Annotated in this window: 12 protein-coding genes and 4 pseudogenes; 11 read left to right on the top strand and 5 right to left on the bottom strand. The window is 38.0% G+C overall.

Annotated features, from left to right (window positions below):
- Positions 1–111: 111 nt before the first annotated feature.
- From K1T76_RS14575 to K1T76_RS14555, 5 genes are all read left to right on the top strand, one after another.
- Positions 112–1,437, top strand: a complete 1,326-nt coding sequence (locus K1T76_RS14575) for an ISNCY family transposase (protein WP_171431704.1) — start codon at positions 112–114, stop codon at positions 1,435–1,437.
- Positions 1,438–1,560: 123 nt separating this feature from the next.
- Positions 1,561–1,881: a type II toxin-antitoxin system RelE/ParE family toxin gene (locus K1T76_RS14570; protein WP_000897307.1), complete on the top strand. Its 321-nt coding sequence runs from the start codon at positions 1,561–1,563 to the stop codon at positions 1,879–1,881.
- Complete coding sequence (gene nadS, locus K1T76_RS14565; protein ID WP_000369781.1) at positions 1,874–2,146, top strand: NadS family protein; 273 nt, start codon at positions 1,874–1,876, stop codon at positions 2,144–2,146. Before K1T76_RS14570 ends, nadS begins: the two co-directional genes overlap by 8 nt.
- A gap of 492 nt (positions 2,147–2,638) precedes the next feature.
- The gene (gene msr(E) / locus K1T76_RS14560; protein WP_000052512.1) at positions 2,639–4,114 is read left to right on the top strand and encodes an ABC-F type ribosomal protection protein Msr(E); all 1,476 of its coding nucleotides are present in this window, start codon (positions 2,639–2,641) and stop codon (positions 4,112–4,114) included.
- 55 nt (positions 4,115–4,169) lie between these two features.
- A complete protein-coding gene (locus tag K1T76_RS14555; RefSeq protein WP_000155092.1) occupies positions 4,170–5,054 on the top strand; it encodes an Mph(E) family macrolide 2'-phosphotransferase in 885 nt (294 codons plus the stop codon).
- A gap of 189 nt (positions 5,055–5,243) precedes the next feature.
- Here the strand turns inward: K1T76_RS14555 and K1T76_RS14550 are convergent, their stop codons facing one another.
- Together K1T76_RS14550 and tet(39) are read right to left on the bottom strand one after the other, a co-directional pair.
- Positions 5,244–5,855 (bottom strand): recombinase family protein, encoded by a 612-nt coding sequence (locus tag K1T76_RS14550; protein ID WP_015060246.1) that lies wholly within the window; start codon positions 5,853–5,855, stop codon positions 5,244–5,246.
- Positions 5,856–6,080: 225 nt separating this feature from the next.
- Positions 6,081–7,268 carry a tetracycline efflux MFS transporter Tet(39) gene (tet(39), locus tag K1T76_RS14545; protein WP_087551687.1) on the bottom strand — a complete coding sequence of 396 codons (1,188 nt, stop codon included), beginning with the start codon at positions 7,266–7,268 and terminating at the stop codon, positions 6,081–6,083.
- A gap of 65 nt (positions 7,269–7,333) precedes the next feature.
- On the opposite strand from tet(39), the gene K1T76_RS14540 reads away from it, so the two are divergent.
- From K1T76_RS14540 to K1T76_RS14525, 4 genes and pseudogenes are all read left to right on the top strand, one after another.
- Positions 7,334–7,975, top strand: a complete 642-nt coding sequence (locus K1T76_RS14540) for a TetR/AcrR family transcriptional regulator C-terminal domain-containing protein (RefSeq protein ID WP_004787586.1) — start codon at positions 7,334–7,336, stop codon at positions 7,973–7,975.
- A gap of 291 nt (positions 7,976–8,266) precedes the next feature.
- Positions 8,267–8,554, top strand: a complete 288-nt coding sequence (locus tag K1T76_RS14535) for a BrnT family toxin (protein WP_017393771.1) — start codon at positions 8,267–8,269, stop codon at positions 8,552–8,554.
- Positions 8,472–8,816: pseudogene (locus K1T76_RS15070) on the top strand (BrnA antitoxin family protein); the annotation flags it as partial. The gene K1T76_RS14535 and the pseudogene K1T76_RS15070, both read left to right, overlap by 83 nt.
- Positions 8,817–8,839: 23 nt before the next feature.
- Positions 8,840–9,527, top strand: a pseudogene (locus K1T76_RS14525) (ISNCY family transposase); the annotation flags it as partial.
- Between the two features lie 811 nt (positions 9,528–10,338).
- Here K1T76_RS14525 and K1T76_RS14520 read toward each other — a convergent pair.
- Both K1T76_RS14520 and K1T76_RS14515 read right to left on the bottom strand, forming a co-directional pair.
- Positions 10,339–10,470 (bottom strand): ribbon-helix-helix domain-containing protein, encoded by a 132-nt coding sequence (locus K1T76_RS14520; protein ID WP_230245728.1) that lies wholly within the window; start codon positions 10,468–10,470, stop codon positions 10,339–10,341.
- Between the two features lie 173 nt (positions 10,471–10,643).
- Entirely contained in the window at positions 10,644–11,249 is a 606-nt protein-coding gene (locus K1T76_RS14515) for a GNAT family N-acetyltransferase (protein ID WP_230245727.1), read from the bottom strand.
- Positions 11,250–11,774: 525 nt separating this feature from the next.
- Between K1T76_RS14515 and K1T76_RS14510 the strand changes: the two are divergent.
- Together K1T76_RS14510 and K1T76_RS14505 are read left to right on the top strand one after the other, a co-directional pair.
- A pseudogene (locus tag K1T76_RS14510) lies at positions 11,775–11,897 on the top strand (IS3 family transposase); the annotation flags it as partial.
- 260 nt (positions 11,898–12,157) lie between these two features.
- A complete protein-coding gene (locus K1T76_RS14505; protein WP_230245726.1) occupies positions 12,158–12,526 on the top strand; it encodes a hypothetical protein in 369 nt (122 codons plus the stop codon).
- A 261-nt stretch (positions 12,527–12,787) separates the two neighbouring features.
- Here the strand turns inward: K1T76_RS14505 and K1T76_RS14500 are convergent.
- Positions 12,788–14,081: pseudogene (locus K1T76_RS14500) on the bottom strand (Y-family DNA polymerase).
- Positions 14,082–14,086 lie beyond the last annotated feature (5 nt).

Raw genomic sequence — 14,086 nt, 5'->3', positions numbered from 1 at the left:
GATCTGTAACTCCAAAATAGAAATGTCCGGTTTCTCCAAAGTAAAAATGTCCGCTTTTAGAATATGCATTTTTGCAATTTCCTTAGCGGACGGTTTGATATGTTGGTGTCTATGTCGGATAAAGAACTTAAACGATTGTCGGTCTTGCAGGAAATCTGTGATCAACGCATAACCCAGTCCCAGGCTGCTCAGTTACTTCATATTTCAGAGCGTCAGATCAGACGCTTACTGCAGAAATACAAAGCTCAAGGCCCAGTTGCATTAGCCCATGCCGGTCGTGGTCAAATCAGCAACTCCAGGCTTCCTGAAGAACTCAGACTCAAGTGCCTCAATATTGTTTCGGATCAACTGCATGGTTTCGGACCCACTTTAGCGCATGAAAAGCTCACTACCATTCATGGATTCGACATTTCGGTGGAAACACTACGTTCTTGGATGATTGCAGCCGATTTATGGATTCCTCGATCCAAGCATCTGAAACGCCCGTATCAGCCTCGTTATAACCGGGACTGTTATGGTGAACTGATTCAAATTGATGGCTCACACCATGACTGGTTTGAAGGTCGAGCCCCTAAATGCTGTCTGCTGGTGTTTATCGATGATGCCACAGGAAAATTGCAGCATTTACGCTTCTGTGAATCAGAATCAGCCTTTGACTATATGATTTCAACACGTTTGTATATTGAGCAGCATGGTAAGCCGTTGGCATTTTACAGCGATAAACATTCAGTCTTCAGGGTGAATCAAAGCAGTAAGAAAGACACCAAGATTACCCAGTTTGGGCGCGTACTCAGCACCCTGAATATCGATATTATCTTCGCTAATTCACCACAGGCCAAAGGCCGTGTAGAACGGGCCAATAGAACGCTTCAGGACCGTCTGATCAAGGAGATGCGCCTGGAAGGCATCTGTTCGATTGAGCAAGCGAATGCCTGGCTACCCTGCTTCATTGAGCAGTTCAATCAGAAGTTCGCCAAGATGGCTTTTAATCCTAAGAATCTACATCGGCCTATCATGGAAACAGCCGAAGAGTTAGATGATATTTTTACTTGGCGTGAACCCCGCAGAGTCACGAATAGTCTGACGATTACTTATGATAAATGCGTATATCTCCTGGAAAAGACCGAAGAAAATCAAAGGTTGATCGGTAAGTATCTTGAGTTCCTGGAATACCCCGATGGTACTGTAGCTATCATGCATCAAGGTAGAAAGATCAATTACAGCATCTTTGATAAATTAAGTCAGCTCAACCAGCGAGAGATCGTCGAGAATAAACGTTTGGGTTCAGTCTTGTTTCATATCCAGCAACAGCATGAAGAATTAGAACAGCAAAACAAACGCAATCGTTCTCAATCTATGCCAAGAAGACGTGCACAGAAAACAGCAATTCAACAACGAAATCTAAATCCTGTGCTTGACTTGGAAATGTCCATATAGGACATTTCTATTTGGTTAGTAGGTAGGACATTTCTACTTGGGAATAACAGAGATCTACCAGCTCTCGTTTTTTGTTATGGAAACTGCTAAAATTCAAATACGCCATTGACGTATAAAGAGTCCATGTTATTTATTGAAACCAGCATCTTTACCAAGCAAATTAAAGACCTTGTATCTGATGAGGAATATCGTCAACTTCAGCAAGATCTTTTGGTACAGCCTGATAGAGGTGACCTAATCAAGAATGGCGGTGGTATTCGCAAAGTACGTTGTGCTCAAGGTAACAAAGGGAAAAGTGGTGGGATACGGGTGATTTATTATTGGGTCACCGAGGATGATCAGATCTTTTTCTTAGTGGCTTATCCAAAATCAGTAAAAGATAATTTAACAGATAAGGAAACCGCCATTCTGCACCAACTCGTGAAGGAGCAATTTCATGGATAACAACTTATTTGATGACTTGGTTGCTTCAATCAAAGAAGCTGGAGCTATCAAACGTAAAGAAGTTAAAGCAAGCCGAGTTACAGAACTCGAATTGCCTGATATTAAAGAAGTACGTGAAAAAACTGGCTTGAGCCAAAATGAATTTGCTGCACGTCTACATATTAGCCCCCGTACCCTGCAAAATTGGGAACAGGGACGACGCTATCCAACTGGACCAGCAGCTACATTGATTCGAATTTTAGATGCTCACCCAAGCCTTATTTGAAAAAATTACTTAAAAAATGGGAGCTTAAGGCTCCCATTTTTATTTCGTATAAGGTGTATTATGTTAATTTTAGAAAATCTTCACTACTATTATTTTAAAATAAGCCTTATATCCAAGCATAAAACAAGGTTGTCTAGACTTCTTTTAACAGTAAAGTTATCATAAAACTGAATTTTATTTTTTAGGTAAGTTTATGCATTCTATCCGCATTCGTTAAGACACAACTATTTGCATAGTGACACTATTTTATAATGGTGGGCTTTTGTTGTGTCTTTAAGAATATATGCGGATATATAAAGTAAAAGTATGCTTAATTTATAAGTATGCTTTTAGTGCATAGTTTCCAGTTATAACTTAATTGACTAGCTATTTGTCCACCCTGTGGATGAATAGCTTTTTTTTTGGGAGGACACTGTGATGCTAGCTTTTGTTTTCACCTAAATCCTGTTTGCTGCATAAAAAATTTCAAGAGCTAAACAGGAGTAAATAAAAATGAGTTTAATTATTAAAGCGAGAAACATACGCTTGGATTATGCTGGGCGTGATGTTTTGGATATTGATGAATTGGAAATTCACTCTTATGACCGTATTGGTCTTGTGGGTGATAACGGAGCAGGAAAGAGTAGTTTACTCAAAGTACTTAATGGCGAAATTGTTTTAGCCGAAGCGACATTACAGCGTTTTGGTGATTTTGCACATATCAGCCAACTGGGCGGAATCGAAATAGAAACGGTCGAAGACCGGGCAATGTTATCTCGCCTTGGTGTTTCCAATGTACAAAACGACACAATGAGTGGCGGAGAGGAAACTCGTGCAAAAATTGCTGCCGCATTTTCCCAACAAGTACATGGCATTCTAGCGGATGAACCAACCAGCCACCTTGATCTCAATGGAATAGATCTACTTATTGGTCAACTTAAAGCATTTGATGGAGCATTACTTGTTATCAGTCATGACCGATATTTTCTTGATATGGTTGTAGACAAGATATGGGAGTTAAAAGACGGTAAAATTACGGAATATTGGGGTGGTTACTCGGATTACTTGCGTCAAAAAGAAGAAGAGCGACAACACCAAGCCGTAGAATATGAGCTGATGATGAAGGAACGGGAGCGATTAGAATCTGCTGTGCAAGAAAAACGCCAGCAAGCTAATCGATTAGACAATAAGAAAAAAGGAGAAAAATCCAAAAACTCTACCGAAAGTGCTGGACGACTTGGGCATGCAAAAATGACTGGCACCAAGCAAAGAAAACTGTATCAGGCAGCTAAGAGTATGGAAAAGCGTTTGGCTGCATTAGAAGATATTCAAGCACCAGAGCATTTGCGTTCTATTCGTTTTCGTCAAAGTTCAGCCCTAGAACTGCACAATAAGTTCCCGATTACGGCAGATGGTCTGAGCTTAAAATTTGGTAGCCGTACTATCTTTGATGACGCTAACTTTATAATACCGCTTGGCGCTAAAGTCGCTATAACTGGATCGAATGGAACAGGGAAAACGTCCTTGTTAAAAATGATATCAGAACGTGCTGATGGATTAACCATATCTCCAAAAGCTGAAATTGGCTACTTTACACAAACAGGATATAAATTTAACACGCATAAATCTGTGCTCTCCTTTATGCAGGAAGAGTGCGAGTACACAGTTGCGGAAATTCGTGCAGTATTGGCTTCAATGGGGATCGGAGCGAATGATATTCAAAAAAACTTATCCGACTTATCGGGAGGTGAAATCATCAAACTGCTTTTATCCAAAATGCTTTTAGGAAAATATAATATTTTGCTTATGGATGAACCAGGAAACTATCTTGACCTAAAAAGTATTGCCGCATTAGAAACAATGATGAAGTCCTATGCAGGAACTATTATCTTCGTATCTCATGACAAGCAATTGGTCGATAATATTGCTGACATTATCTACGAGATCAAAGACCACAAAATCATCAAGACTTTTGAGAGAGATTGTTAATGATAGCCAATCTAATCCGAACATTAATTATTGAACTCTTTAAAGGAAATTAAAAATGACAATTCAAGATATTCAATCACTTGCTGAAGCACACGGCTTGTTGCTTACGGACAAAATGAATTTCAATGAAATGGGCATTGATTTTAAGGTCGTTTTTGCTCTTGATACAAAGGGGCAACAATGGTTGCTGCGTATTCCTCGTCGTGATGGCATGAGGGAACAAATCAAGAAAGAAAAACGCATTTTAGAATTGGTAAAAAAACATCTTTCTGTAGAGGTTCCTGATTGGAGAATTTCATCTACAGAATTAGTGGCTTATCCCATACTTAAAGATAATCCTGTTTTAAATTTGGATGCTGAAACCTATGAAATAATTTGGAATATGGACAAAGATAGCCCGAAATACATAACATCTTTGGCAAAAACCTTATTTGAAATCCATAGTATTCCTGAAAAAGAAGTTCGGGAAAATGATTTGAAAATTATGAAACCTTCAGATTTAAGACCTGAAATAGCAAACAATTTGCAGTTAGTAAAATCTGAAATTGGTATAAGTGAGCAATTGGAAACCCGCTACAGAAAATGGTTGGATAATGATGTTCTATGGGCAGATTTCACCCAATTTATACATGGCGATTTATATGCTGGGCATGTACTAGCTTCAAAGGATGGAGCTGTTTCAGGCGTTATTGATTGGTCAACAGCCCATATAGATGACCCAGCGATTGATTTTGCTGGGCATGTAACTTTGTTTGGAGAAGAAAGCCTCAAAACTCTAATCATCGAGTATGAAAAACTAGGGGGTAAAGTTTGGAATAAACTATATGAACAGACTTTAGAAAGAGCAGCGGCCTCTCCTTTGATGTATGGTTTATTTGCCTTAGAAACTCAAAATGAAAGCCTTATCGTTGGAGCAAAAGCTCAGTTGGGAGTTATATAATTTAAAAATATGATTGCTGAGAACTGCCTTGTTTTGAAACTTGGTTGGCTTTAATTAGTTTTTAGTATTCTTTATAGAAAATGCCTCGATCAAGGGGCATTTCTAACAATCATTTAACATAAAATTTCTTATGTGAAGTAACCTGAATGCAGCGGTGCCCCATTGGGGGCGCGTTGAGATAAGCCTCTTTTAGATAACTTTAGCAACTCGATAGACAGTTGCAACTCCACAATTCACTGCTTTGGCAATTTCTTCCTTAGTCATATTGCCAACTACTAGCAATTCTTTTATTCGTTTATGTTTAGCCTCATTTGCCTTCTTGCCTGTTGGTTTGTAACCCGAACGTGCCAGGCCCTGCTTAATACGTTCTATACGTTTCTCATTGTCTAGGCGGGCCATTGTTGCCAGAAGATCAATCAACATATTGTTGATGAGTTCCAAGATTGAATGAGTAATGCTGTCACTGGTTTGAATCATTTGGTAGGTAGTAGGAAGATCTGCTACGACTAAACGAAGTCCCTTCTCCTGGATCCTGCGCTTCAGCTCTTGAAAATCTCGTTGGGTTAGGCGTGATAAGCGGTCAATACTTTCAACTAACAATGTGTCACCTTGATTTGCTTCTGACAGTAGCTTATTCAATTCAGGTCGGTCTAACTTCGTACCACTATAGTTTTCCACGTACACAATGGTTTCACCCAAATTCAAGTTTTGGTTTAGATCCTGAAGAATCTGCAAAGCCCTTTCTGCATCTTGATCTTTAGTTGAAGCTCGTAGATAAATACGTGTATTCATTTCTATCATTTAATCTTAATTCTATTAGATTAATGATAATACTATCATTTAATTATTGCATTAAGTCTAATGATAGATATTGTATGCGATTTGGCTCGCTATCATTCAGGTATAGTCTTTTGATAAAAAAAGCATGACTAAAAGCCATGCCTTGGGAATTCGTATAACGTGTATTATGTTAATTTTAGATAAACTATAGAATCCATTAGTTTTTAAACCAATAAATTAAATATTTTATGGAACTCCAGAATATTTATTCAGGCGATACTTAAGCAATAAGGGTAGGGTGATTACATAAAGTATTGCAGCTAATGCCCATACCATTCCAGGAGCTGATGCCTGAGTCATAAAATAGAGGCTAGTAACTAATACAGGACCAATTATAGCCCCCAGACTATTAAAACTGCTTAATAGCCCTTGTAATTCACCTTGTCTTTCATCACTAATACCTCTGGACATCATTGCTTGCAAAGCAGGAACGGCTACTCCACCAAGGGCAAACAATGGTAACAACGCAAAAGGCACCCATTCTTCAACAGCAATAGATAAAAGAAGTAAACCAATTGCATCGCAAGCTATTCCACATAACAACGTATTTTTCTCTCCAAACCTCTTTACCATAGGGGCGATAGCAAAAGCCTGTGCAATAGAATGGCATATTCCATAACTAGCAAGGGAAACACCTGCAATAAATATACTCCAGCCATAACGATCCTGCCCATAGATAACCCATAAAGTTGCGGGGACTTGTGAAACCAATGTGATAATTAAAAAGATACCAAGCAATGGAGCCATATTAGGTTGAGTGATCAAATAGGATAATTTCTTTAATATTGATTGCTCCTGAACCTTCTCAGTCATTTTATTGCTGTGTTTTGATTCTTTTAATAAGACTGCTGTCATTATTAAAAGAATCCCATTCATAAAAGCAGCAGCAAAGAACGGTGCATGTAAGTTCCATTCACCCAAAACTCCACCTATTACCGGACCCGCTATAAACCCAATACCAAAGACAGCTCCAAGGAGACCAAACCTTTTTGCACGCTCATGGGCTGGAGTAATATCTGAAACATAAGCTGTTGCAACAGCCATGTTGGCACCTGTAATTCCCGCAAAAATACGACCAATATATAGCCACAATAGAGAAGGAGCAGCAGCCATTAGGAGATAATCAGCCGTTGCACCAGCAATTGAAATAATTAATACAGGTCGACGTCCAAATCGGTCACTCAACGCTCCAAGGATAGGTGCAAAAATGAACTGCATCAGAGCATACACAGCTAATAAAGCACCATAGTGAACACCGCCTGCTTCAGCTCCAGCCAATGACCGTAATAATTCAGGCAAGATCGGCATAATTAAACCAATCCCAACAGCATCCAGAAATATAGTGATTAAAATCACGCTCAATGATTTCTTCACAAATGCCTTCTCTAGCAATGATAGAATTAATATTCTCTCACACACTCCCTATCAGTGATAGATTTATGAGTAAAAAAGATATTGCACCTCAACGTCTGACACGTGAAATAGTCCTGCGTACCGCATTGGATATGTTGAATGAAGAAGGCATAGATTCAATAACCACACGCAAGCTAGCTCAACGATTGGGTATTAAATCTCCAACTCTATATTGGCATTTCAAGAATAAATCCTTGTTAATGGAAGCAATGGCGGAAACCATTATAAATGAACACCATTTAGTTTCTTTACCCATCGATGGGATGACATGGCAAGATTGGTTGCTCGCTAATTCTGTAAGCTTTCGTCGAGCACTACTAGCTTACCGTGATGGTGCTCGTCTACATGCAAGAACTAGCCCCAGTCAAGGACATTTCAACACGATTGAGGCCCAAGTTGCGCTGTTATCTCATGCTGGGTTTTCTCCTGTTGAAGCAGTTGCATTACTTATGACATTAGGAAGGTTTATTGTTGGGTGGGTCCTTGAGGAGCAGCAAGAAGAAATAAGATCAGACCCACCATTCGAAGCCGATCCAACTATATATCCACTCATGCTCCAAGGAGTGAATACCTTACAAAATATGAATGCGGATGACATTTTTGAAAATGGGATTCGTATGGTGATTATCGGTGCTGAAAGACAACTTGATATTAAAATGCAAACTTAACTCTATACTGCTTTAAGCAACTGTTCTATTTAGTAATAAAGCTTTTATCCTTAATTATTTAACATAATGGTGGTTATACGCAATACACTTGTATATTAATTTAAATATCAACCACTTAATAAAACAAGAAAAATCCAAAAATGCCCAAAAAGCCGATTTTGAAACAAGTCGGCTTTTTTAAGTGCGATTCTGTAATATTTTGCCAATAAATTTGACTAAAAATTACGCTTCTCAACTTGAGTGATACAATTTTATGATACATTATTGTATATACAAATTTGAATGTTTTTTATGAAACAGTATTTCGAATGGGATGAGGCAAAGAATCGAAAGAATCAGAAAAAACACGATGTCTCTTTCGAAACGGCAAGCCTTGTTTTTGAAGATCCATTAAGGATCTCAATTCAGGACAGACATACCGATGGTGAAGAACGTTGGCAGACCATTGGGAAAGTAAAAGGCGTACTAATGCTGTTAGTAGCTCACACCATCTTTGATGAAGATGACTGTGAAATCATACGAATCATTAGTGCAAGACAAGTCACCAAGGCGGAGCGAGATAGATATGAGCATGGTTAAATACTCACGCAAAGAACTGAATGAAAAATTCAGCGACAAGCAAGATGCTGAAATTCAACGCTTGCTTGCTAAGGGAACGATTCCTGACGATCAGCTAGATCTCTCAGATATGCCTGAAATTACCGACTGGAGTAATGCTGTACGCCACAATCAATTCTATCGTCCAGTAAAGCAACAAACTTCAATTCGGTTAGATGCTGATGTGCTTGCTTGGTTCAAAGCACAGGGAAAAGGTTATCAAACACGAATGAATGAAATTTTACGGGATGCCATGCTAAAAGAATTAAAAAATCATCCAAGATTACTTCCAGTTTGGGCGCGTACTCAGCACCCTGAATATCGATGATTATCTTCGCTAATTCACCACAGTAAAAGGTACCGTGTAGAACGTATCAATAGAACGCTTCAGGACCGTCTGATCAAGGAGATGCGCCTGGAAGGCATCTGTTCGATTGAGCAAGCGAATGCCTGGCTACCCTGCTTCATTGAGCAGTTCAATCAGAAGTTCGCCAAGATGGCTTTTAATCCTAAGAATCTACATCGTACTATCATGGAAACAGCCGAAGAGTTAGATGATATTTTTACTTGGCGTGAACCCCGCAGAGTCACGAATAGTCTGACGATTACTTATGATAAATGCGTATATCTCCTGGAAAAGACCGAAGAAAATCAAAGGTTGATCGGTAAGTATCTTGAGTTCCTGGAATACCCCGATGGTACTGTAGCTATCATGCATCAAGGTAGAAAGATCAATTACAGCATCTTTGATAAATTAAGTCAGCTCAACCAGCGAGAGATCGTCGAGAATAAACGTTTGGGTTCAGTCTTGTTTCATATCCAGCAACAGCATGAAGAATTAGAACAGCAAAACAAACGCAATCGTTCTCAATCTATGCCAAGAAGACGTGCACAGAAAACAGCAATTCAACAACGAAATCTAAATCCTGTGCTTGACTTGGAAATGTCCATATAGGACATTTCTATTTGGTTAGTAGGTAGGACATTTCTACTTGGGAATAACAGCTTTTGTAACTCCAAAATATAAATATCAAAAACTTAACAAACTAAGATGAATGCAAAAATGCAAAAAAGCCGATTTTGAAACAAGTTGGCTTTTTATGAGCAGTTTTTATAGTTTTTGCCAATAATTTCGTTTAAAAAGTAGTCGATTTTGCGATTTTCCCTGATAACTCAATACCTGAACTTCGCAAATTATTCGCAATTTCTGCGGATAAACCTTGGGGTAAGTTTTGAGCAATGTTGTAAGCTCAGGCTGACATGAATTAGGAGCATTGCGTCTATGTCACCGCAGGGATTTTTCATATGATGGGGACATAGAGAACAGGATGTTCCAACACATAAAACAATAATGATAAGTGCAACACCAGGACGTGAGGTACGACAGGAGTTATACCTAAACACCCAATACGAAAAAGCCCGACAGGATGTCGGGCTTTTTTTATATTTAGTATTTAAAGAAAGCCTTTTTCCTTTAAATAGGATACTGCTGCAAGAATATATGATGAATTGAATGTTACATCTGTATAAGTTGATGGGGAATGACTCCCAGTTTCCCTAAAAATTTTATAAAAATTATCAACTTCATCGAAACTTATCGGTCGAATATTATCTTTATTGTTATGAACAAATAATTTTCCATCTTCACTAAATATGCAAAATTTTGACTTTCTTGACTCAGTCTCTAAATTAACAGGTGTAGAAAATTTCTAACTAAAATTTCATATAAATTAATGTTCATATCATTTATCTCATTGTTTTGATGGTTATATTTTTTCTAACGTATCCAGACTCAATAAAATTGCTTCTCTAGCTAAAAATGATTTAGTTCGCTGAGTTTTTTCTGCTACTTCATCTAATCGCTTTTCTAATTCTACTGGTAATCTGAGCATTAGCATTTCAATAACCTTTATCTAATTGTATATCAATTAGAGTACATCATTAGGATTGACTTTGCAATTCCTGTTTTTTAGATAGTTATTCAATAAAAAACTCCTATTTAGAGTCTTTCATATAAGAGATTTTATGTTAAATCATAATCCTCATGTATTATTGTAATAAAATCTTGTAGTTAATAATTATCTAATAAATCAATTAGATGTGCTTTTATGTTAGTCCATTCACTTTTAATAATACTGTACATTACGGTATCTCGAGTTGTACCATCTTTACGTAAAGCATGCCCTCTAATTATCCCATCCTTTTTTGCACCCAATCTTTCAATTGCTCGCTGACTTTTAATATTAAAAATATCAGTGCGAAGTCCAACCGTCTCAGTGTTTAACTGTTCAAAAGCAAATTGTAGTAATAGCAACTTACATGTCGTATTAACATGCGTACGCTGCACTGATTTTGCATACCAGGTATAACCTATTTCTAAGCGTTTCACGTTCAAAAGAACATCATGATAACTAGTTGTACCTAGAATTTTCCCAGAGCTTTTCTTCGATGACAACAAATGGATAACGTGTACCTTCCTGTTTTTTTGTATTAGAGCTGTTTCAATATAGTGATGAACCTCAGAATAATGCGGTGTTGATGTAACTCTTAATTTCCACAGTTGACCATCTTTACATGCTTCCATAAGCCCACTTTCATGTTCAAAAGATAAGGGAATTAAACGGATATTATTTTTATTCAAAAAAACATGATCAAATAATTTTAATTCTTTCAGCATACTTTCCCTTTACTATCTTTGAGCTGGATACAAGTGATTCTATTAATTTAATAATTTCTAAAATTAACATAATACACCTTATATGTAATGCAAATTTTTATTTCATATAAATCATAGTCTTATCGTATAGTAAAAAGCCCAACTGTGCTCAGTTGGGCTTTTTTGTTGATTTTTCATGTTCCACGCCTAATATTTAAACAATGTTTCACAAGTTTGATTAGCTCAGTTGAATAGTTAGGATACATCCCCTTTCTCTTCTTAGCATCCATTATTGTGGCTAGGATCGAAGAGATCAAAACAGATAAAAAAACAGCCCTTAAAGAGCTGTTTTTTTGGTGGTTGAAAGCCATTCTCTAAGAGTATCGGATAAACTTTCTTGAAAAAATTTTCTTGTAAAAGCATATCAGCAAGTGCAGCTCCAAAGGCCTCAAAAGTATCACTAGGAAGCTTTTGAGCGTATTCGGTTTGTATCCTTTGAACCTTACCTGGTTTGTCGGAGAGTCAATATTCTGAGAGACTATTCCGATGAAAAAACTAAACTATACCCCCGAAATCAGAGAAAGAGCGGTTCAACTTGTGATTGAATCTGAAAAAGATTATCCATCGAATTGGGCAGCAGTTTCTGCAATTGCTCCAAAGTTAACATGTTGAGCAGTCCAAAATGACCGCTATATTAACCAAGGGGTCATTTTTACACTGCCGCTAACATCAAACCTTATGATCTTCGTTATTCGATGCTGTAACATCTTATGACTGCGTACCGCCAAATCTAAAGCACGCTTGACAAACATCAGAGCGGGCTTTTTAATTTTTGTTTATTAAAACATATACTTTTTGACTTATACCATGTTCTAGATATATATTAAATATAAATGTTAATAATTATTTAATTTAAAATGAAGAAGTTAATGAAATATGTTACGGTGATTCTGGGGTTAGGTCTAATTGGTCTTAATACAACAGCAAACGCCCAAAATCCAAAATTTAGAGCACCGGGCGAAATCTGTTATGTCTTTAATTCTCAAGGCATGCTTGGGGACTGGAAAGACGAATTATTAGTTTCTAAAAAGAAACTAACTTACAAACAAGCTGCTGCATATATGCAGAAAAATCACAATATGTCTGAAATCTACGATGTAGAGGAACTACCCACAGATGAATGTGAAGCAGCTATCCCAAGCTACAGCTTTGAGCCAGGCTTCCTGTTCTATTATAAAGAGCCTAAACCTCAAAAAGTCAAAATTAAAAAAATAGCAAAAAACCTCTCGTTGCTATAGGGACTGGTATGATCACTAGGGCTGTCATACGACAGTTTTAGGGATAAGCTCTTGCAATTGATTTGATAAAGCCCAACACACAAGCGTTGGGCTTTTATGATTTATCAACAGGATTATTAAAGTGTCCAACTTGGATGAGAGTGGATGTTCAAGTAGTTGTTGATTTTGCACTTCAGTTAAGTAGTTGTGAATTTCAACTATTTTACAATTAATATTCAACTATTTTGAAACCAAAACGAAATCAATTTATAGGCAGGACATTTACTTCACACAAAGCAGTTGATCCCATTTAAAGTAGTTCTGTGTTAGCCGATTTCGTGACATATTCCCATGTTCTGTTCGGCATTAAACTTGCGCCCAAGGCAATCTTGGTTTTGCCATACTTAAGATGAATCGCTTCAAGGAATCCATCAAAGCATCACTGACTTCGATGTGCTTCATGTCGGTAAACATGTCATATACATGGCTTGCCTTTGGTTCGAGACACGTCAGAATCACGCCACATTTCTTGAATGCTATATCCTTTGCATACAGGCCATCAATCATCGATGTGGCGAGTTTAGAAAGCACCAACAGGTTGTCGGTAGGTTCTGGTAAAGCCAAGGATAAAGACTTGTTGTAGAAGGGCTTTGAGCTATCAAATGGGTTTGATTGTACGAAACCAATCAAACAACCACACAACAGATTATCATCTCTCAGTCTGCTAATCGCATCCATGACATATAGCGACATAGCCTCCTTGAGATCATCAATATGGTAGATGCGTTGACCAAAAGAGCGACTCGCAATAATTTGCTTCTTGGCTGGTGGCGTATGTTCCAGTTCAATGCAAGCAATTCCATGGAGTTCCAATAAGGTTCTGTGCATCACTACAGAAAATTGGTCCCTGATCATCACAGGGGAAGTCAAGACAAAATCCATAACTGAATGAATCCCCAGGCTGTTGAGCTTCTTGGAATGCTTTCACCATGCCCCAGATTTCACCAACATCTATGGCTTGATGCAGAGTTTCAGCAGAGCATGGATCCATTGAAACCAAGTTGCAAACACCATTGAAGTAAGCGTTCTTCTTGGCAATATGGTTCGCTAGTTTCGCTTCAGTCTTTGAGCGGCCAATGCCAATACATACAGGTAAACCAAGCCAAGAAAACACACGCTGACGAATTTGATGGGCATATTCAGTCAAGTCGTAATTCTCTGAATGAGCTGTCAGATCCAGAAAGCACTCATCAATTGAGTAAATCTCCTGCTCTTTGGGAGATACAAAATCGGACAGGATTTTCATGAATCTGCGAGACATCTCTGCATACAATGCATAGTTGCTCGATAGCACCTGCACCTGATGCTGCTCTACGATGTCCTTGATCTGAAAGAGAGGAACACCCATCTTGATGCCCAAGTCTTTGGCTTCTTGGGAACGTGCTACAGCACAGCCATCATTGTTGGATAGCACAATGACAGGCTTATTGTTCAAGCTTGGGTTAAAGATGCGTTCACAACTGACATAGCAGTTATTGATGTCTACTAAAGCGTAGATCTTGTTTTTACATTCCATGTTAA

Source organism: Acinetobacter sp. PW68, assembly GCF_020982655.1.
Lineage (GTDB): Bacteria > Pseudomonadota > Gammaproteobacteria > Pseudomonadales > Moraxellaceae > Acinetobacter > Acinetobacter towneri_A.
The sequence above is the reverse complement of the archived record's forward strand: the minus strand, read 5'-3'. Positions and strand labels throughout refer to the sequence as shown.

Coding starts and splice junctions, on each gene's coding strand:
- nadS (WP_000369781.1), top strand. CDS start 1,874: ATGGATAACAACTTATTTGATGACTTGGTTGCTTCAATCAAAGAAGCT.
- K1T76_RS14555 (WP_000155092.1), top strand. CDS start 4,170: ATGACAATTCAAGATATTCAATCACTTGCTGAAGCACACGGCTTGTTG.
- K1T76_RS14520 (WP_230245728.1), bottom strand. CDS start 10,470: ATGCTAATGCTCAGATTACCAGTAGAATTAGAAAAGCGATTAGATGAA.
- K1T76_RS14575 (WP_171431704.1), top strand. CDS start 112: ATGTCGGATAAAGAACTTAAACGATTGTCGGTCTTGCAGGAAATCTGT.
- K1T76_RS14540 (WP_004787586.1), top strand. CDS start 7,334: ATGAGTAAAAAAGATATTGCACCTCAACGTCTGACACGTGAAATAGTC.
- K1T76_RS14515 (WP_230245727.1), bottom strand. CDS start 11,249: ATGCTGAAAGAATTAAAATTATTTGATCATGTTTTTTTGAATAAAAAT.
- K1T76_RS14505 (WP_230245726.1), top strand. CDS start 12,158: ATGAAATATGTTACGGTGATTCTGGGGTTAGGTCTAATTGGTCTTAAT.
- K1T76_RS14570 (WP_000897307.1), top strand. CDS start 1,561: ATGTTATTTATTGAAACCAGCATCTTTACCAAGCAAATTAAAGACCTT.
- K1T76_RS14535 (WP_017393771.1), top strand. CDS start 8,267: ATGAAACAGTATTTCGAATGGGATGAGGCAAAGAATCGAAAGAATCAG.
- K1T76_RS14550 (WP_015060246.1), bottom strand. CDS start 5,855: ATGATAGAAATGAATACACGTATTTATCTACGAGCTTCAACTAAAGAT.